This window comes from Candidatus Accumulibacter necessarius (assembly GCF_036625085.1).
On record NZ_JAZKUM010000002.1, the window covers coordinates 375,376 to 392,808 of the forward strand.

15 protein-coding genes are annotated in these 17,433 nt (G+C 66.2%); 13 read left to right on the forward strand and 2 right to left on the reverse strand.

Annotated features, from left to right (window positions below; genetic code table 11):
- Positions 1-73 precede the first annotated feature (73 nt).
- The 11 genes from V5B44_RS06035 (at position 74) to V5B44_RS06085 (ending at position 12,305) form a co-directional block, all read left to right on the forward strand.
- The gene (locus V5B44_RS06035; RefSeq protein ID WP_332358188.1) at positions 74-226 is read left to right on the forward strand and encodes a hypothetical protein; all 153 of its coding nucleotides are present in this window, start codon (positions 74-76) and stop codon (positions 224-226) included.
- A complete protein-coding gene (gene selD / locus V5B44_RS06040; protein WP_332358189.1) occupies positions 227-2,503 on the forward strand; it encodes a selenide, water dikinase SelD in 2,277 nt (758 codons plus the stop codon).
- Between the two features lie 75 nt (positions 2,504-2,578).
- Positions 2,579-2,986, forward strand: coding sequence for a type VII toxin-antitoxin system MntA family adenylyltransferase antitoxin (gene mntA / locus V5B44_RS06045; RefSeq protein ID WP_332358190.1), 408 nt, complete (start codon positions 2,579-2,581; stop codon positions 2,984-2,986).
- Positions 2,983-3,414, forward strand: coding sequence for a type VII toxin-antitoxin system HepT family RNase toxin (hepT, locus tag V5B44_RS06050; RefSeq protein WP_332358191.1), 432 nt, complete (start codon positions 2,983-2,985; stop codon positions 3,412-3,414). The genes mntA and hepT overlap by 4 nt, the downstream gene beginning before the upstream one ends.
- 327 nt (positions 3,415-3,741) lie before the next feature.
- A complete protein-coding gene (locus tag V5B44_RS06055; protein ID WP_332358192.1) occupies positions 3,742-4,605 on the forward strand; it encodes a putative selenate ABC transporter substrate-binding protein in 864 nt (287 codons plus the stop codon).
- Positions 4,606-4,710: 105 nt separating this feature from the next.
- Positions 4,711-5,586 carry a phosphonate ABC transporter ATP-binding protein gene (locus tag V5B44_RS06060; protein WP_332358193.1) on the forward strand — a complete coding sequence of 292 codons (876 nt, stop codon included), beginning with the start codon at positions 4,711-4,713 and terminating at the stop codon, positions 5,584-5,586.
- 72 nt (positions 5,587-5,658) lie between these two features.
- The gene (locus V5B44_RS06065) at positions 5,659-6,501 is read left to right on the forward strand and encodes a PhnE/PtxC family ABC transporter permease (RefSeq protein ID WP_332358194.1); all 843 of its coding nucleotides are present in this window, start codon (positions 5,659-5,661) and stop codon (positions 6,499-6,501) included.
- Positions 6,498-7,313, forward strand: a complete 816-nt coding sequence (gene phnE / locus V5B44_RS06070) for a phosphonate ABC transporter, permease protein PhnE (RefSeq protein ID WP_332358195.1) — start codon at positions 6,498-6,500, stop codon at positions 7,311-7,313. Before V5B44_RS06065 ends, phnE begins: the two co-directional genes overlap by 4 nt.
- Positions 7,314-7,435: 122 nt before the next feature.
- The gene (locus V5B44_RS06075; protein WP_332358196.1) at positions 7,436-8,107 is read left to right on the forward strand and encodes a TetR/AcrR family transcriptional regulator; all 672 of its coding nucleotides are present in this window, start codon (positions 7,436-7,438) and stop codon (positions 8,105-8,107) included.
- A complete protein-coding gene (locus V5B44_RS06080) occupies positions 8,104-9,198 on the forward strand; it encodes an efflux RND transporter periplasmic adaptor subunit (RefSeq protein WP_332358197.1) in 1,095 nt (364 codons plus the stop codon). The genes V5B44_RS06075 and V5B44_RS06080 overlap by 4 nt, the downstream gene beginning before the upstream one ends.
- Entirely contained in the window at positions 9,195-12,305 is a 3,111-nt protein-coding gene (locus tag V5B44_RS06085; RefSeq protein WP_332358198.1) for an efflux RND transporter permease subunit, read from the forward strand. The genes V5B44_RS06080 and V5B44_RS06085 overlap by 4 nt, the downstream gene beginning before the upstream one ends.
- A 5-nt stretch (positions 12,306-12,310) precedes the next feature.
- Here the strand turns inward: V5B44_RS06085 and V5B44_RS06090 are convergent, their stop codons facing one another.
- Both V5B44_RS06090 and V5B44_RS06095 read right to left on the reverse strand, forming a co-directional pair.
- Positions 12,311-13,009: an exonuclease domain-containing protein gene (locus tag V5B44_RS06090; RefSeq protein ID WP_332358199.1), complete on the reverse strand. Its 699-nt coding sequence runs from the start codon at positions 13,007-13,009 to the stop codon at positions 12,311-12,313.
- Positions 13,006-14,862 (reverse strand): DUF294 nucleotidyltransferase-like domain-containing protein, encoded by a 1,857-nt coding sequence (locus V5B44_RS06095; protein ID WP_332358200.1) that lies wholly within the window; start codon positions 14,860-14,862, stop codon positions 13,006-13,008. The genes V5B44_RS06090 and V5B44_RS06095 overlap by 4 nt, the downstream gene beginning before the upstream one ends.
- Before the next feature lie 398 nt (positions 14,863-15,260).
- Here V5B44_RS06095 and V5B44_RS06100 point away from each other — a divergent pair, with 398 nt between their 5' ends.
- Positions 15,261-15,848, forward strand: coding sequence for a TRAP transporter small permease subunit (locus V5B44_RS06100; RefSeq protein WP_332358201.1), 588 nt, complete (start codon positions 15,261-15,263; stop codon positions 15,846-15,848).
- Positions 15,848-17,347: a TRAP transporter large permease gene (locus V5B44_RS06105; protein ID WP_332358202.1), complete on the forward strand. Its 1,500-nt coding sequence runs from the start codon at positions 15,848-15,850 to the stop codon at positions 17,345-17,347. Before V5B44_RS06100 ends, V5B44_RS06105 begins: the two co-directional genes overlap by 1 nt.
- Positions 17,348-17,433 lie beyond the last annotated feature (86 nt).

Genomic DNA, 17,433 nt, shown 5'->3' on the forward strand with positions numbered 1-17,433 from the left:
CGGGTGGTCATGGTCATTTGTTCCATCTTTCCCTATCATGAAGCGTCAAGAATTCATCGTGATGGAGCCTGCCATGATTGCCACCGTGCGGAGCGGCGATGATGTTCACGGCAAGAACGTCTGGTTGTGCATGGCGCAGTTCCGCGAGAGGGTGCGGCTCTTCACACCGACGCGCGAGCGGCCCGAGTTGAGGCGGCTGGTCAATGATTTGCTGGGAGTGAACTGAATGCAGGCCGCAACCACTCCGATCGTCCGCGACATCGTCCTGATCGGTGGCGGCCACAGCCACGTCGTCGTGTTGCGCAGGTTTGCCATGCAGCCGCTGGCCGGTGTGCGGTTGACAGTGCTCTGCACCGACACCGACACACCTTACTCGGGCATGCTGCCCGGATACATCGCCGGGCACTACGATTTCGATGCGGTGCACATCGACCTGCGGCGACTGGCCGAGTTCGCCGGTGCGCGCTATTTCCGCGACGAGGTGGTCGGCATCGATCGCAGCGCGCGCAGCGTGCTGTGCCGTACACGTCCCGCGCTGCCCTACGACCTGCTGTCGATCAACATCGGCTCGACGCCGCAGCTCGCGCGCGTCCCTGGTGCCACCGAGCACGCCGTGCCGGTGAAACCCATCCGCCGCTTCAACGAACGCTGGCTGGCACTGCTCGCGCGCGTCCAGGCGCATGCCGGAACGACGACGATTGCCGTTGTCGGCGCCGGTGCCGGCGGTGTCGAGCTGACGCTGGCGATGCAGTACCGGCTGCGCGGCGAACTGGCGGCGCTCGGACGTGATCCGGAAGAGTTGCGTTTCCACCTCTTTTCCGCCGACACGACGATCCTGCCGACGCACAACGCCTTCGTTCGCGGCGCCTTCGAGCGCGTGCTGGCCGAGCGCCGGGTGGTGGTCCACCGCAGCGCGGAAGTGGTTGACGTCGCCGCTGGCTGGCTGCGGGCGAGCAACGGCGACACACTGGACGCCGACGAGATCGTCTGGGTGACGCAGGCCGGCGGTGCGCCGTGGCTGCGCGACACCGGTCTGGCGCTTGATAGCCAGGGTTTCATCCGCGTCCGCGACACGCTGCAGAGCGAGAGCGATCCGCTGATCTTCGCCGCCGGCGACTGCGCTTCAGTGATCGACCGGCCGCTGGAAAAGGCCGGGGTCTTCGCTGTGCGCATGGGGCAGCCGCTGGCCGCGAACCTGCGGCGAAGCCTGCTGCGCCAGCCGCTGCTGTCCTATCGCCCGCAGCGGCGCTGGCTGGCGCTGATCAGCACCGGCGACCGGCACGCGGTCGCCTCGCGCGGCTGGCTCTTTGCGCGCGGCGAATGGGTGTGGCGCTGGAAGGACTGGATCGACCGCCGCTTCATGCGTCGCTTCTGCGAACTCGCGCCGATGGCAGAAGGCGCCGCGCCGCCGGCCGCGGTGATTCCGCTCGACGAGGCCGAGCAAACCCAGGCCATCTCGGCGATCGCCATGCGCTGCGGCGGCTGCGGCGCCAAGGTCGGGGCGACGGTGCTGTCGCGGGCGCTGGCCAACATTCACCCGGTCACGCGCGACGACGTGCTTATCGGCCTGCACGCCCCCGACGACGCGGCGGTATTGCGGGTGCCGCCGGGCAGCGCAGTGGTGCATAGCGTCGATTTCTTCCGCGCCTTCGTCGACGATCCCTGGCTGTTTGGCCAGATCGCTGCCAATCATGCGCTCGGCGACATCTTCGCCATGGGCGGCGCGCCGCAGTCGGCGACGGCGATCGCGACCATTCCGCCGGGGCTGGAAAGCAAGGTCGAGGACGCCGTCTTTCAGATGATGGCCGGCGCCGTTTCAGTGCTCAACGACGCCGGCTGCGCGCTGGTCGGCGGCCACACCGGTGAGGGCCGCGAGCTGGCGCTGGGTTTCGCGATCAACGGCCTGATCGACGAGGAACTGCTCGGCGTCCTGCGCAAGGGCGGCATGCGGCCGGGCGACGCGCTGATCCTCACCAAGCCGATCGGTACCGGAACCCTGTTCGCCGCGCACGCCCGGCTGCAGGCGCGCGGCCGCTGGATCGACGCCGCACTGATATCGATGCAGCAGTCGAACCGACTGGCCGTGCCGTGCCTGATCGCGCACGGCGTGACCGCCTGTACCGACCTCACGGGATTCGGCCTGCTCGGGCACCTGCTCGAAATGACGCGACCGTCGGGGGTGGACGCCGAGATCGACCTCGCCGCGCTACCGCTGCTCGACGGCGCCGCTGAAACCGCGGCCGCGGGAATCCTCAGCTCGCTGCAGCCGGCCAACGTACGTCTGCGCCGCGCCCTGCGAAACCAGGCGGAGGCGCTGCCGCACCCGAACTATCCGCTGCTCTTCGACCCGCAGACGGCCGGCGGCCTGCTCGCCAGCGTACCGGCGGCCAACGCTGAGGACTGCATTGCCGCGCTGCGTCGCCTGGGCTACACGCACGCCGCCCGCATCGGCTGCGTGTTGCCGGCCGGTGAGGCAATGGAACCGATTCGTCTGCGCACCTGACGGTTGACCGCGATCGTTGCGGCCACCTATACTGCCCGCGAGTGAATTCCCACCCGTTCCCTTGATCGTGACGCCATGCAGTCAGCCGCATTGATCGAGTCGCTGCGCCAGTTCTTCGCCAGCCGGGGTGAGGATCTGGCGTGCGTGTATCTCTTCGGCAGCCAGGCGCGCGGTACCGCGGGTCCGGCCAGCGACGTGGACCTTGGCGTGCTGCTTGTCACCGATCCCCCGAGGACCCTGGAAGGGCTGGGTATCGACCTTGCCGCCGATCTGGAAGCAGCGATCGGTCGCCGCGTCGATCTCGTCGTACTCAACCGGGCACCAGCAGACCTGATCCATCGCGTGTTGCGCAATGGCGTCCTGGTTTGCGAACGCGATCGCTCGGCGCGAATCCGTTTCGAAGTTCAGGCGCGTAATGCGTACTTCGATCTCCTGCCGTATTTGCGCGACTATAGGCGAGTCGCGCGACAGCCACTGCGATGACCGACACCGACCTCGTCGAGAAGAAGCTCGCGTTCATCGAGACCTGTGTGCGCGAGTTGCACGACCTGTGCCAGCCGGAGCGCATTCCGGTCGACATTCGCGAGGAACGATTTGCCGCCCACACGCTGCAGATCGCAATTCAAGCCGCGCAGGACATCGCTTCGCACATCGTTTCCGAGGGCCGCCTGGGAGAGCCGGAAAGCAACCGCGACCTATTCGCGCTGCTGTGTGCGGACGGCTGGATCGAACCTGAACTGTCGGTGGTGATCCAGAGGATGATCGGCTTTCGCAATGTCGTCGTACACGGCTATCAGCATCTGGACCAGACGATCGTGGTCGACGTCGTGCGCAATCGTCTCGGCGACTTGCTCGCCTTTTGCAGCGCGATTCGCGCGCGGTTGCATGCGACTCCGGGCGCGGGACGCTGATTCCGTGCCCGTCGGATATGGCTGCTGGTCGTCCCGCATTCCGTTGAGCTGAACAGCGGCGCAGGTCCGGCGTCGTTGGTGCGTGTCATCGCCCCTGCCGGGGCACTTTCCCCGGGGGCAGCAGCACGGTTATGGAAACACGATCGGCAAGGCCCTGGGACTTCTGCCTGGGCTACACGCACACCGGCCGCGTGCTGCCAACCCGGCACGCGGCGATGGAACCGATTCGTCTGCGCACATGACAAAAGGACGCGGGAGGATGGCGCCGCACGCCCTCCCGGCAGGACGTCTTCCACCGCGGCAAGCCATCAACCCACGGAGCCCCCCATGATTCCCATGCCCCGCCTGATTTCCCGCAGCGCCCTGGCGCTCGCACTGATGCTCGGCGCCGCTGCCATCCACGCCGACGTGTTACGAGTCTCGGCGATCCCCGACGAGGCGCCGACCGAGCTTCAGCGCAAGTTCAAGCCGCTCGGCGAGTATCTCGAGAAGGAAACCGGCCTCAAAGTGCAGTTCACACCGGTCAGCGACTATGCCGCGGTCGTCGAAGGCCTGGCGGCGAAGAAGATCGACCTCGCCTGGCTCGGCGGTTTCACCTTCGTGCAGGCGAAACTGCGGACCGGTGGCGAGGCCATGCCGATCGTCCAGCGCGCCGAAGACGAGGTGTTCACCAGCAAGTTCATCGTACCGGCCGACAGCCCGGTCAAATCGCTTTCCGAACTGAAAGGCAAGACCTTCGCCTTCGGCTCGCCGTCGTCCACCTCGGGGCACCTGATGCCGCGCTTCTTCCTGCTCAAGGAGGGTATCGATCCCGACAAGGACTTCAAGAACATCGCCTTCTCCGGCGCGCATGACGCCACGGTCGCCTTTGTCGCGTCCGGCAAGGTGGACGCCGGTGTGCTGAACGCTTCCGTGATGGACAAGCTGGTCGAGAAGGGCGATGCCAACGCCAAACGGGTCAAGGTCATCGCCACCACGCCGCCCTACTTCGACTACAACTGGACCGTGCGCCCCGGCCTCGATCCGGCGCTGCGCGAGAAAATCAGCCAGGCCTTCCTCAAACTCGACCGGGCCAATCCGGCACAGCGGGAACTGATGGACCTGCAGCGCGCCTCGAAGTACGTGCCGACCACGGCGGCAAACTACGACGGCATCGAGCGTGCGGCGCGCAGTGCCGGGCTGATCAAGTAGGGGCAAAGCCCTCGCGGGCCGCACGCCGCCCTGGCCGGTGGCGCGCGGTATCGACAGACCGCGGCGTCCGCCGGCAAGCGGGCGTACGCCGGATGGAACACACGAATGGCATTCGAACTGCAAGGCGTCGGCCTCACCCACGGCAACGGCTTTCGCGCGCTGCAGCGGATCTCGATCCGCCTCGGGCGCGGCGAACGGGTAGCGGTCATCGGCCCTTCCGGAGCCGGCAAGACCAGCCTCATCCGGCTGCTCGGCGTTACCACAAGGCCCAGCGAAGGGCGGCTCAACATTCTCGGCAGCAATCCCTGGCAATTGCCGGCCGGCGAACTGCGGCGGCTGCGCGCGCGCATCGGAACGATCCACCAGGCGCCGCCGATTCCACCGCGTCTGCGCGTGATCACCGCGATCCTCGCCGGCCGGCTCGGTCAATGGCCCGCTTGGAAGGCGCTCCTGTCGCTGCTTTATCCGGTGGATATTGCTGGCGCGCAGGCGACACTGGCCCGCTTTGACCTCGCTGACCGCCTGTTCGATCGCTGCGACCACCTCTCGGGCGGCCAGTTGCAGCGCGTCGGGATCGCCCGCGCGTTCTACCAGGAGCCCGACCTCTTCCTCGCCGACGAACCGGTTTCGGCTCTTGACCCGGCGCTCGCCGATGCCGCTCTGGGCGAGTTGGTCGCCGAGTCGGAACGTCGCGGCGCCGGCCTGTTCGCCTCGCTGCACGCGGTCGATCTGGCGCTCAAATGGTTTCCGCGTATCGTCGGTCTGCGGGCAGGCGAAGTCGCCTTCGATCTGCCAACTGCCGAGGTCAGCAACGGCCTGCTGCATGAGTTGTATGCCGCCGAGGGCAGCGTTCTGCCGACGCAGGCCAGTGATCCGGCGGCGCTGCGCCATGGCGGCGCCACCGCTGAAGCCACGGCCGAAAGCGGTGACGGCACGCTGGCGGCCAACGTCGTACGCCTTGACACCTGCCGCGGACGCTAGGATGAGACGGCCCCCCAGTGCTGGCTCGCGAAGGTCCGGCAGCCGATTGCCGGCCTGCCCGCCGGCGTGCCAATGAACACGGACAGTGACTCGCTGCCGTGCGCGGCCCGCGACCCCGACACGAGGGCACGTCTCGGCTGGACGGTGCTTGCCCTGGTGCTGTTGTGGCCACTTCTGCTGCTCGCCGAATTCCGGCCCTGGGCGCTGTTCGAGGCCAACAACCTGCAGGTGATGGGCGCTTTTCTCGCCGGCTTCCTGCCGCCCGCGACGTCGACCGAGTTTCTCGGCCTGCTGCTCAAGGCGACGCTGGAGACGCTGGCGATTGCCACCGCCGGGATCGCGCTGGCCCTGTTGATCGCGATACCGCTGGCGATCCTGTGCACCCGCGCCCTGGCGGTGTCGCTCCTCGGTCCGGGGCCGGGCCGCCTCGGTGGCAGCGCGCTGCGCGCCGCCGGGCGCGCGCTGCTGACCTTCCTGCGCGCAATTCCGGAGATCGTCTGGGCGCTGATGCTGGTGCGGGTATTCGGCCTCGGACCGGCCGCCGGCGTGCTGGCGCTGGCGGTCACCTACGGCGGCATGCTCGGCAAGGTCTACACCGAAATCCTCGAATCGACCGACACGCGGCCCACCCGCTCGCTGCTCGCGGCGGGTGCCGGCCGCTTTGCAGCGCTGACCTACGGCCTGCTGCCCAACGCCGCGCAGGAGCTGACTTCCTACACCGTCTATCGCTGGGAGTGCGCGGTGCGTGCCTCGGTGATCATGGGCTTCGTCGGCGCCGGCGGGCTCGGGCAGCTGATGGATCAGTCGATGAAAATGCTCAACGGCGGCGAGGCCGCGACGATCCTGCTCGTCTTCCTGCTGCTGGTGGTGCTCGCCGACGCCCTCAGCGCGACGCTGCGCAGGGCGCTGGCATGAACGCCAGGGAAACCCGGGACACCTGCTCGCCGCGTGGCGCCGGCGACTTCTGCCTGTCCTGCGTGCTGACCAGCGGCCTGCTGGTCACCGCCGTGGTGGCAAGTTTTGCCTATCTCGAGATCGACTTTGCCGCCCTCTTCGCAGCCGACTCGGCGACCGCGATGGCGCGCTTCGCGGCCTCTTTCTTCCCTCCCGACCTCGCCCCCGACTTCCTGCAGAAGACCGCCCATGGCGCCCTGCAGACCTTCGCAGTGGCCATGATCGGCACCCTGCTCGCCGCGCTGGCGGGGCTGCTGCTGGCGCTGCCGGCTGCCGGCCGCCATGGGATTGCCGCTGGCCGGTTGTCACGTTTCCTGCTCAACCTGCTGCGCAGCGTGCCCGAGCTGGTGTGGGCGACGCTGATGGTCCTCGCCGCCGGACTCGGCCCCTTCGCGGGCGTACTGGCGTTGGCCCTTCATACCACCGGTGTCCTCGGCCGGCTGTTCGCCGAAGCGATCGAGAACGCGCCGCCACAGCCCGAGCAGAGCCTGCGTGAAGCGGGCAGCGGCGGCGTCAGCGCCTTCCTGTACGGAACCCAGCCGCTGGTCTGGCCACAGTGCGTCGCCTACGGACTCTACCGCCTGGAGATGAACATCCGCATGGCCGCGGTGCTGGGTTTCGTCGGCGCCGGCGGCCTCGGTCAGATGCTGTACTACCACCTGTCGATCTTTCAACAGGCGCAGGCGGCAACCGTGCTGATCGCGATGTTCGTGCTGGTGCTCGCTGTCGATATGCTGAGCGATCGCCTGCGTACGCGGATGGCGCGCAGCTGAAACGAGCCGCCGCGCGGGCTGGCGCGCCTCTCCCGGAAGCATCTGGTCGCAGACCGCCGTCCGCTTGACCTTGGTCAGCCACTGGCGTAAATTACTGACCAGTCAGTCATTAATATCGCCCGATGAGTCATCCCATTGCCAGCCCGGCCTCCAGCCTGCTTGCCGACAGCTCCCCTGGCGGTCGTCGACGCAAGGATGCGCGTCCGTCCGAACTGACGGCGGCAGCCCTGGAACTCTTTGTTGACAAGGGCTTTGCCGCGACCCGACTGGACGATGTGGCCGCCCGCGCAGGCGTCTCCAAAGGCACCCTCTACCTGTATTTCAGCAGCAAGGAAGCACTCTTCAAGGCGGTCATCGAAGACGGCATGGTAGCGGCACTGGCTGCTGCCGAGGAGCGCCTGTCCGACTATCAGGGCTCGGCGGCAGATCTGCTGCACGAACTGCTGCTCGGCTGGTGGGAACAGATCGGCCAGACGCCGATGGCCGGCGTGAGCAAATTGATCATTTCCGAATCGAGGAACTTCCCTGAGCTGGCCCGCTATTACCACGATCGCATTATCACCCGCGGCCGCGCGCTGTTGCGCACGACGCTGCAGCGCGGCATCGCGGGCGGCGAGTTTCGTCCGGTCGATGTGGAAGCGGCGATCGACGTGATCATCGCGCCGCTGCTGATGCTGGCCATCTCGCGCTTCTCGATCCGTCTGTGCGGGCAGGAGGTCTCGCCCGAGGCTTACCTGGAAACGCATTTCGCCCTGCTGCTGCACGGCCTGCAGGGTGCCGGACGAAAGGTATGACTCTGAACACTCCGCAGGCACGGAAGGTTCGTCGGCGGCTGCTCGCGCTGCCATTGTTCGCCCTGCTGGTCGCTTGCGGCAAGGCGCCGGCACCGCCCGAGCCACCCCGACCGGTGCTGACGCGCGTCCTCGGCGACACCGCCGGCGAAGAGACGCTGACCTACTCGGGAGAGGTTCGCTCGCGCTACGAAACGCCGCTGGCCTTCCGCATTCCCGGCAAGATCACCGCCCGACTGGTCGATGCTGGCGCGGTGGTCAAGGCGGGTCAGGTGCTGGCGACGATCGATCCGGCCGACAGCGCGCTGTCGGCGATGGCCGCCGCCGCGCAGCTCGATCTGGCGACCGCCGATCAGCAACGCTTCCGCCAGCTGCGCGAGAAGAATTTCGTCAGCCAGGCCGCGCTGGATGCCCGCGAAACCAGCTACAAGGCGGCGAAGGCGCAGGCCGAACTGGCCCGCAACCAGGCATCCTATACCGTCCTGAAGGCCGACCAGCCGGGGGTGATCGGCCTGATCGCGGCGGAAGTCGGGCAGGTGGTCGCGGCCGGGCAGACGGTGATGCGGCTGGCACGCGCCGACACGCTTGAAGTCGCGATCGCCATCCCCGAGGGACGGATGCCCGAAGTGCGCGCCCTCGGCGCCGCCGAGGTGACGCTGTGGGCGGACGACAAGGCGCGTTATGCCGGCGCGCTGCGCGAGGTGTCACCGGTTGCCGATCCGCTCACCCGTACCTACGCCGCGCGGGTGTCGATCGATCAACCGGATGCACGGGTTCTGCTCGGGATGACCGCCAAGCTGCGTTTCCTGCGCCGCGACGGCAGCACCCGCCTGACCGTGCCGTTGACCGCCATCTTCCAGCACGACGGCAAGCCGGCGCTGTGGATCGTTGGTGCCGATGGGACGGTCAGCCTGCGGCCGGTCGCCGTCGCCAGTTACCGCGAAGATACGGCGGTGATCGAAAGCGGCGCCAGGGCTGGCGAGCGAATCGTCGTTGCCGGTGTCCACAAGTTGACTGCCGGCGAGCGGGTGCACATCATCGGGCAAGCACACGCCGAGCCGCCGTCGCGGCGCCCGGACAAGCCGGGACGATGACGCTACCCAATCTCTCCGAATGGGCACTGCGCCACCGCTCGCTCACCGGTTACCTGATCGTCGTGCTGATGCTCGCAGGGGTGTTGGCGTACTTCAAGCTGGGTCGCGCCGAAGACCCGGACTACACCTTCAAGGCAATGGTCGTTCGCACCTTGTGGCCCGGCGCCACGGCGCCGGAAGTGCAACTGCAGGTCACCGAACGCATCGAGCGGCGCCTGCAGGAGGTGCCCTGGGTCGATGTGCTACGCTCGCAGACACGCCCCGGCGAATCGCTGATCACCGTGCTGCTCAAGGACTACACGCCGAAGACGGTCGTACCCGAAACCTGGTACCAGGTGCGCAAGAAGATCGGCGACATGCGCCATACGCTGCCACAGGGCGTGCTCGGGCCCTTCATCAACGACGAGTTCGGCGACACCTTCATCACCATCTACGCGCTGACCGGTGATGGCTTCGACCTCGCTGCACTGCGCCGCGAAGCCGATCGCTTCGGCCGCGAGCTGCGCCAGTTGCCGGACGTCAAGAAGATCGAGCTGTTCGGCGTTCAGGACGAAAAGGTCTATATCGAGGTGTCGCACGCCAAACTGGCGACGCTGGGCCTCAACCCGCTGGCAATCCTCGACGCGCTGCAGAAGCAGAATGCGATGAGCCCGGCCGGCTTCTACGAGACGCCGTCCGACCGTGTGCGGATTCGCGTCTCGGGTGACTTCGAATCGCTGGCGCATATCCGCGAGATCGGCATCACGGCGGCTGGGCGCCTGTTCCGCCTGGGCGACATCGCCAGCGTCGAGCGCGGTTTCGCCGACCCGCCGACGCCGCGCATGCGCGTCCAGGGGCAGGACGCGATCGGTATCGGCATTGCCATGAACAAGGGCGGCGACGTGATCCGGCTCGGCGAGCAGCTGCACGCCGAAGCCAGGCGGCTGCAACAGCAGCTGCCGCTGGGAATCGACCTGCATGTCGTGGCCGACCAACCGCAAATCGTTCGCCAGTCGATGAACCTGTTCATGTCGTCACTGGCCGAGGCGGTGCTGATCGTCCTCGCGGTTTCGTTCATCAGTCTCGGCCTGCGCACCGGTGCCGTCGTCGCACTGTCGATCCCGCTCGTGCTGGCCATCACCTTTCTCCTGATGTACGCCTTCGGCATCGATCTGCAGCGCATTTCGCTCGGGGCGCTGGTGATCTCGCTCGGCCTGCTGGTCGACGATGCGATCATCGCCGTCGAGATGATGGTCGTGAAGATGGAACAGGGCTGGGACCGCTTCCGTGCCGCGACCTTTGCCTACACCTCGACGGCCTTCCCGATGCTCACCGGGACGCTGATCACCGCCGTCGGCTTCATGCCGGTGGGTCTCGCCAAATCGGGCGCCGGCGAGTATACCTTTTCGATTTTCGCGGTGGTCAGCATCGCGCTGCTGGTTTCCTGGGTGGTTGCGGTGCTGTTCACGCCTTACCTCGGTTACCTGATGCTCGACGCCGAAAAGCTGCAACGCAAGGCGCAGCAGCACGGCGAAGACCCCTACGACACCGCCTTCTACCGCCGTGTCCGGGCAACCGTCGAATGGTCCTTGCGCTACCGCTGGCTGGTCATCGCAGCGACGCTGATCGCCTTTGCCGCGTCGCTGGCAGGACTGGCGCTGGGGGTGCAGAAGCAGTTCTTCCCGGCGGCGAGTCGGCCCGAACTCCTGGTCGACCTGTGGCTGCCCAACGGCTCGTCGCTGAAAGCCACCGAAGCGCAGGCGGCAAAGGTCGAAGCGCTGCTCGACCAGCCGGAAATCAAGCGATTGATCAGGTATTACGCGAGCTATCTTGGCAACGGCAGCCCGCGCTTCTATCTGCCGCTCGACCAGCAACTGTTCAACGACGGCTTCGCCCAGTTCGTCATCACGACACAGGACATTGCCGCACGCGAGGATCTCAAGCGCCACCTCGAGCAACGGTTTGCCGACGCCGGCGGCGAGTGGAGCGGGCTACGGACGCGCGTGCTCCGCCTCGAGAACGGGCCGCCGGTCGGTTTTCCGGTGCTCTTCCGCGTTTCCGGCGAAGACCTCGGCGAGCTGCGACGAGTTGCGGCCGAAGTGGCGGCAGTGATGCGCACCCATCCCTACCTCAAGGAGGTCAACTTCGACTGGAACGAGCTGGGCAAGGCAATCCGTATCGACATCGACCAGGACCGCGCACGCGCGCTCGGCATCAGCTCGCAGGAGCTCTCGGCTTTTCTCAATTCGATGCTCAATGGCGTCGCCGTCACCCAGATGCGCGAGGGTGACCAGTTGATCGACGTCGTTGCGCGCGCTGCCGGCGACGAGCGCGCGCAAATCTCGGCGCTGGCCGACATCAACATCCACACCGGCAGCGGACGCTACGTGCCGCTGGCGCAACTGGCGAAGATCAGCTACGAACTGGAAGAACCCGTGATCGCCCGTCGCAACCGGCTGCCAACGGTGACCGTGCGCGCCGATATCCGCGACGGCATGCAGGCGCCCGCCGCCACGGCGCAGATCGACCCGCAACTCGATCCGCTGCGCGCGCGGCTGCCGCCCGGTTTTCGCATCGAGGCCGGCGGCGCCACCGAGGAATCGGCCAAGGGCGAGAACTCGATCAAGGCGGTGATGCCACTGATGCTGGTCAGCGTGATCACCCTGCTGATGATCCAGTTGCAGAGCGTCGGCCGCATGCTGCTCGTGCTGCTGACAGCGCCACTCGGACTGATCGGCGTCGCCCTGGCACTGCTGCTCTTCGACGTGCCTTTCGGCTTCGTTGCCAACCTCGGCGTCATCGCGCTGTCGGGGATGATCATGCGCAACTCGGTCATCCTCGTCGACCAGATCGAGCAGGACGAAAAAACCGGCAAACCGGCCTGGGAAGCAGTCGTCGACTCGACTGTCCGCCGCTTCCGGCCGATCACCCTGACTGCCGCGGCGGCAATCCTGGCGATGATTCCGCTCACCCGCAGCGTCTTCTGGGGACCGATGGCGGTGGCGATCATGGGCGGGCTCGTCGTCGCCACGCTGCTGACGCTGCTCTTCCTGCCGGCGCTCTATGCCGCCTGGTATCGGGTGAAGCCTGCGCCGCGAGTTCCGACCGGCCAGCCGACCAGCGGCTGAGCGCTTCAGTCGAGCAGGAGATCCCCGAGCGTCCGCCGACCGCGGGCGGACAACGCTTCGGCTTCGGCGAGAAAGAGTTCGGCGGCGGCCAGCGCATCCGAAAGTGCATGATGCATCGCGTAGCGCGGCAGGTGATGACGGGCCCGCAGTGCCGGCAGGCGAAGGCTGCCCGGAGCGTGCCCGGCGCGCCGGGCAAGTTCGAGGGTATCGACGACCAGTGGCAGAAACGCGCCGCCGAAGCAGGCCCGGCAGGCGGCGTCAATGAAACGCAGCTCGGTGGGCGTGTAATGGGCAATGAGCACGCGGTCCTGCAGCTCGGCAAGAAAATCCGTCAGCACGCTGCGCAGCTTTTCGCCTGCTGCCGCCCGATCGTCGGTGATCCGGTGGATGGTGACGCTGGCTTCGTTCAGCGCCCGGCGCGGCAGGACCAGGCGATGCCGCGCGCTGTCGAGGCGAATCTCCGGACCTTCCAGGCAGACCCAGCCAAAGCTCAGGATGTCGTCGCGTTGCGGATCGCCACCCGTGGTTTCGAGATCGAGTGCGAGATAGTGGGCAGACCGCCAGTCCTGCCTGCGATCCGCCAGCGGCGCGTCGAGCTGGGCCAGCAAAGGGGCGGCAGCGGCCCGCCCGCGCAATCGACGCGCCTGCCAGCGGCGGCGCCAGGACAGCCACAGGTAGCCAGCCGGGAAAGCGGAGCAGATCATTGGGCGGGGGCGTGCGGGAAGGCCAGCTGCAGCGCTTTCTGCTGCCTCGCAACAGCCAGGAAGACATCGCGCAGAGACTGCCTGTCGCCTGCGCTCAAGCTCGCCGGAGCGACAAAGTTGTCTGCCCTCAGACCCTGGCTCAGTTGCTCCTTCTGATGACGGGTACGCAGCGCGAGCAGGAACTCGAAGGCGGCGCCCAGTGTCTCGGCGCCGTCTTGGCTCAACAGCCTCCCGGCCGCCGCAGCGCGCAACCGGGGCAGGGTACCGGTTTCGCGAACCCCGGCAGCGAGGGCATGGATGCGCGCCAGGTCGACAATCGGCAGCAGGCCATGGCGCTTGATGTCGAGGTCGCCCTCGTGCTCGCCTTCGCGGATCACCACCAGTTGCCGGAAGAAGCCCAGCGGCGGCGGGATGGAACAGGCGTTGGCGACCAGATGGACGAACAGGGTGTCGTGCCGCGGGCAATTGCGGGCGATCTGCCGGCGCAGGGGGCGACCCAGCTGCTCATCCCCGTGAACGACCCGAAAATCGAACAGATTGGAAGCAAGACGCGCCTTCTGCCGGTCAGTGTGTTCGATCCAGTCGCTGAACAGTCTGGTCCAGCCGGCCAACGACTGGCGCCAGCGCGGATTGCTGGCCATCATCTCACCTGGGCAATGCGTGAAGCCGCAGGCAGCGAGGCCATCGCAGACCTCGCGCGCGAGCTGGGCGAAATAGGCCCCATGATGGCTGGCGTCGAAGCCATCGGCAAGGATCAGGGCGTTGTCCTGGTCCGAGTTCAACGTCAGCTCGTGCCGCCCCTGCGAGCCATAGACGATCCAGGCGTAAGGCACGGGCGGCGGACCACGCCGCATCTCGGCCAGGGTGAGCAGGCGACCGGCCAGCGCGTCGGCGATTCCGGACACAATCCGCCCGAGAACCGGCGTCGTCTCGCTGCGTCTGGCGAGGTTGAACCAGAGCTCCGGAAGTTCTGCCGCATGCGCCACCAGTTCCGCCAGGTCGCCGGCTCGACGAATGCGGTCGGCCAGGTGAACGCTGCTGACGCCCTGGGCATGCAGCAGGTCGGTGCTGCTGACCAGGCCGTGCAGCCGCCCGTGCTCGACGACCGGCAGATGATGAATGCCACGGCGAGTCATCGCCAGCACGGCTTCGAAGCCGGGCGCATCGGGCGGCAGGGTGAACGGGTTGGCGGTCATGATCGCCGACAGCGGCGTGTTGTCGGGGAGGCCGAGGGCAAGACAGCGGCTGCGCAGGTCGCGGTCGGTGACGATGCCGCAGAGTCGCCCTCCGTCGACCACCAGCAGGGCCGAAACGCGCTCGCGGGTCATCCGCATGGCGGCCTCGCGAATCGTCTCGGTTGCCCTTGCGCAGACCGGCGAGCGAGCAACGAGGGTGGCAAGCGGCAGGCTGCCGAGGTCGCGTTCGATCGGCAAACCCGCGCCGCGCCGGGCCTGGCGCAGGCGCTGCCCGAGATCGCTGAACGCCTGCTGGCGCAGCTCCGGGTGGTCTCCCCAGAGCTTTTCCAGGTCAGCCTGCGGCAAGCCATAAAGCAGCGTGTCCTCGACTGCGCGTCCGCTCCATTGTCTTTCCAGCGAGTCGGGCAGGCAGGCCGCATCATGAACGTCGCCCTCGGCCATCCGTCGGGCGAGTTGTCCGTCGGCCGTACGCAACTCGATGGCCCCCTGGCGGAGCAGCCACAGGCAGGCGTTTCCGTCTGGCGGAAAGGTGGCGCCACGCCGCAGATAGCGAATCACGAAATGCCTGGTCAACGCGGCCAGGCTGGCTATATCGAGGCCATCGAAGGGCGGACAATGCTCCAGGAAATCGCGTATCTCGGCCAGTTCGTCATGCACGTGGCTTTCCCTTTCAGGGTGGTCTCCGGGCTCCCCGGTTCATGCGGTGGCCTTGAACCGTGGCCCGTTCGGCCTGCCCGGCACCGGGGCACGCCACGCCGCCGTTCTTGCCCGGCCAGTCTGCAAAATAACTGGCAAGCCCGCAAATCTATCACTGCAGCTGACTTATGTCACTGATTGGAAAACGCTTTACCTTCCAATGTATGCCGGATTCCGGATCGTCGAATCGCGCTCGCATAGATAAAGGTGTGCCATAATCGGCATCTCTGCATACAGCGCAAGCCTTTTGCGCGATCATTTTGGCAGGACGGCCTGGTGAATTGCCCGACAAGGAGGCAAAGCGCAAGCGATCGGGTCCTGGAGGAGCAGGTTTTCAGTTGTTTATGGAGGGATATCCCGTGAACGGTTTACTCAAGCTTTCAAGCCTGATAGACAGGCTCACCGAGCTGGTCGGCAAGAGCATCATCTGGCTCGTGCTGGTCGTCACGCTGATCGCTGCCGGCAACGCGATCATGCGCTATACGATCAACTACAGTTCGAACGCCTTTCTCGAAATTCAGTGGTACCTGTTTTCGGCGATATTCCTCTTTGGTGCCGGCTACACGCTGATGCGTAACGAACATGTGCGCATTGACCTGATTGCCGGTCGGCTGTCGAAGCGTGCGCAGACCTGGATCGACATCTTCGGCATCATTTTCTTCCTGCTGCCGATGGCGATTGCCGTGATGTACATGTCGTGGCCGATCTTCCTCCTCGCGCTGCACAACAACGAGCAGTCGAGCAACGCCGGCGGCCTGGCGCTCTGGCCCGTGCGGCTGCTGGTGCCGATCGGCTTCTTCCTGCTGGTGATTCAGGGCATCTCGGAGCTGATCAAGCGAGTCGGCTTTCTCCAGGGCAGGTGTCCCGACCCAACCGAAAAGGCGCACAAGCCGACACCCGAAGAAGAGCTGGCGCTGGCCATCAAGGCCCAGAAGGGAGAACTGTGATGACCGAGTTCCTGATCGCCAACATGGCGCCGATCATCTTCGTTTCGATGGTCCTCTTTCTGCTCATCGGCTTCCCGGTGTCCTTCGCGCTGGCGGCGAACGGCATCTTCTTCGCTCTGATCGGGATCGAACTCGGGCTGCTCGGACCACAATTGTTCCAAGCCTTGCCGGACCGCATTTTCGGCATCATGAACAACGACACGCTGCTGGCCATTCCCTTCTTCACCTTCATGGGGCTGATCCTCGAAAGATCAGGCATGGCCGAGGACCTGCTCGATACCATTGGCCAGCTTTTCGGGCCGCTGCGTGGCGGCCTGGCCTTTGCGGTGATTTTCGTCGGAGCACTGCTCGCCGCGACAACCGGCGTCGTCGCCGCCTCGGTCATCTCGATGGGTCTGATCTCGCTGCCGATCATGTTGCGCTACGGCTACGACACCAAACTCGCCACTGGCGTCATTGCCGCCTCCGGAACGCTGGCGCAGATCATTCCGCCGTCGCTGGTGCTGATCATCATGGCCGACCAGCTCGGCAAATCAGTCGGCGACATGTACAAGGGCGCCTTCCTGCCGGGCCTGACACTGACCGCATTCTACGTCGGCTACGTGATCCTGGTCGCCATCGTCAAGCCGCGCTGGGCGCCGGCGCTGCCGGCCGAAGCACGGACGCTGCACGGCGGCAAGCTGCTGATGCGTGTGCTCACCACGCTTCTGCCACCGCTGTTCCTGATCTTTCTCGTACTCGGCACGATCTTTCTCGGCATCGCAACGCCGACCGAAGGTGGCGCGATGGGCGCGACCGGCGCCCTGATCATGGCCCTGGCACGCAAGCGCCTGAGCTGGAGCCTGCTCCGGCAGGCGATGGAAACGACCGCCAAACTGACCACCTTCGTCGTTTTCATCCTCGTCGGCGCGCGGGTGTTCTCGCTGACCTTCTACGGCGTCGATGGCCACAAATGGGTCGAGCATCTGCTTACCGGGCTGCCCGGGGGTGAAGTCGGCTTCCTGATCGTGGTCAACGTTCTCGTCTTCCTGCTGGCCTTCTTCCTCGACTTCTTCGAACTCTCGTTCATCGTCGTGCCGCTGCTCGGGCCGGTCGCGCAGGCGCTGGGCATCGACCTGATCTGGTTCGGCGTGCTGCTGGCGGTGAACATGCAGACCTCGTTCATGCATCCGCCTTTTGGCTTCGCCCTCTTCTACCTGCGCTCGGTGGCGCCGGCTTCGGTCAAGACCACCGATATCTACTGGGGAGCGATACCCTTTGTCTGCATCCAGATCATCATGGTCGGGATCCTCATCTTCTTCCCTCAACTGGTGACTTTTGGCCTCGATCAGGACACCAAGGTCGATCTCGATTCGGTGCAGATCGAAATCCCGACTTCCGACTACGGCGAGCCATCGAAGCCGGCGGGGCTGGACGGCCCGAAAGGGTCGCCTGCCGACGCCGAAGACGACGCCAGCAAGGCCATCCGCGACGCGATGAAGCTGGATCAGGCGAAGTAGCCGAAGGCGGTGCGCCTCGACGATCGGCGTCGTCGGGCAGCCTCGCAGGAAAGGGAACGGAGGCTCGCGCCTCCGTTCCCTTTCCT

Bases quoted from the DNA above. Each gene is read 5' to 3' on its own strand.
- V5B44_RS06060 (WP_332358193.1), top strand. From the start codon at position 4,711: ATGGCATTCGAACTGCAAGGCGTCGGCCTCACCCACGGCAACGGCTTT.
- phnE (WP_332358195.1), top strand. From the start codon at position 6,498: ATGAACGCCAGGGAAACCCGGGACACCTGCTCGCCGCGTGGCGCCGGC.
- V5B44_RS06105 (WP_332358202.1), top strand. From the start codon at position 15,848: ATGACCGAGTTCCTGATCGCCAACATGGCGCCGATCATCTTCGTTTCG.
- V5B44_RS06065 (WP_332358194.1), top strand. From the start codon at position 5,659: ATGAACACGGACAGTGACTCGCTGCCGTGCGCGGCCCGCGACCCCGAC.
- V5B44_RS06085 (WP_332358198.1), top strand. From the start codon at position 9,195: ATGACGCTACCCAATCTCTCCGAATGGGCACTGCGCCACCGCTCGCTC.
- V5B44_RS06035 (WP_332358188.1), top strand. From the start codon at position 74: ATGATTGCCACCGTGCGGAGCGGCGATGATGTTCACGGCAAGAACGTC.
- V5B44_RS06075 (WP_332358196.1), top strand. From the start codon at position 7,436: ATGAGTCATCCCATTGCCAGCCCGGCCTCCAGCCTGCTTGCCGACAGC.
- mntA (WP_332358190.1), top strand. From the start codon at position 2,579: ATGCAGTCAGCCGCATTGATCGAGTCGCTGCGCCAGTTCTTCGCCAGC.
- selD (WP_332358189.1), top strand. From the start codon at position 227: ATGCAGGCCGCAACCACTCCGATCGTCCGCGACATCGTCCTGATCGGT.
- V5B44_RS06090 (WP_332358199.1), bottom strand. From the start codon at position 13,009: ATGATCTGCTCCGCTTTCCCGGCTGGCTACCTGTGGCTGTCCTGGCGC.
- V5B44_RS06080 (WP_332358197.1), top strand. From the start codon at position 8,104: ATGACTCTGAACACTCCGCAGGCACGGAAGGTTCGTCGGCGGCTGCTC.
- V5B44_RS06055 (WP_332358192.1), top strand. From the start codon at position 3,742: ATGATTCCCATGCCCCGCCTGATTTCCCGCAGCGCCCTGGCGCTCGCA.
- hepT (WP_332358191.1), top strand. From the start codon at position 2,983: ATGACCGACACCGACCTCGTCGAGAAGAAGCTCGCGTTCATCGAGACC.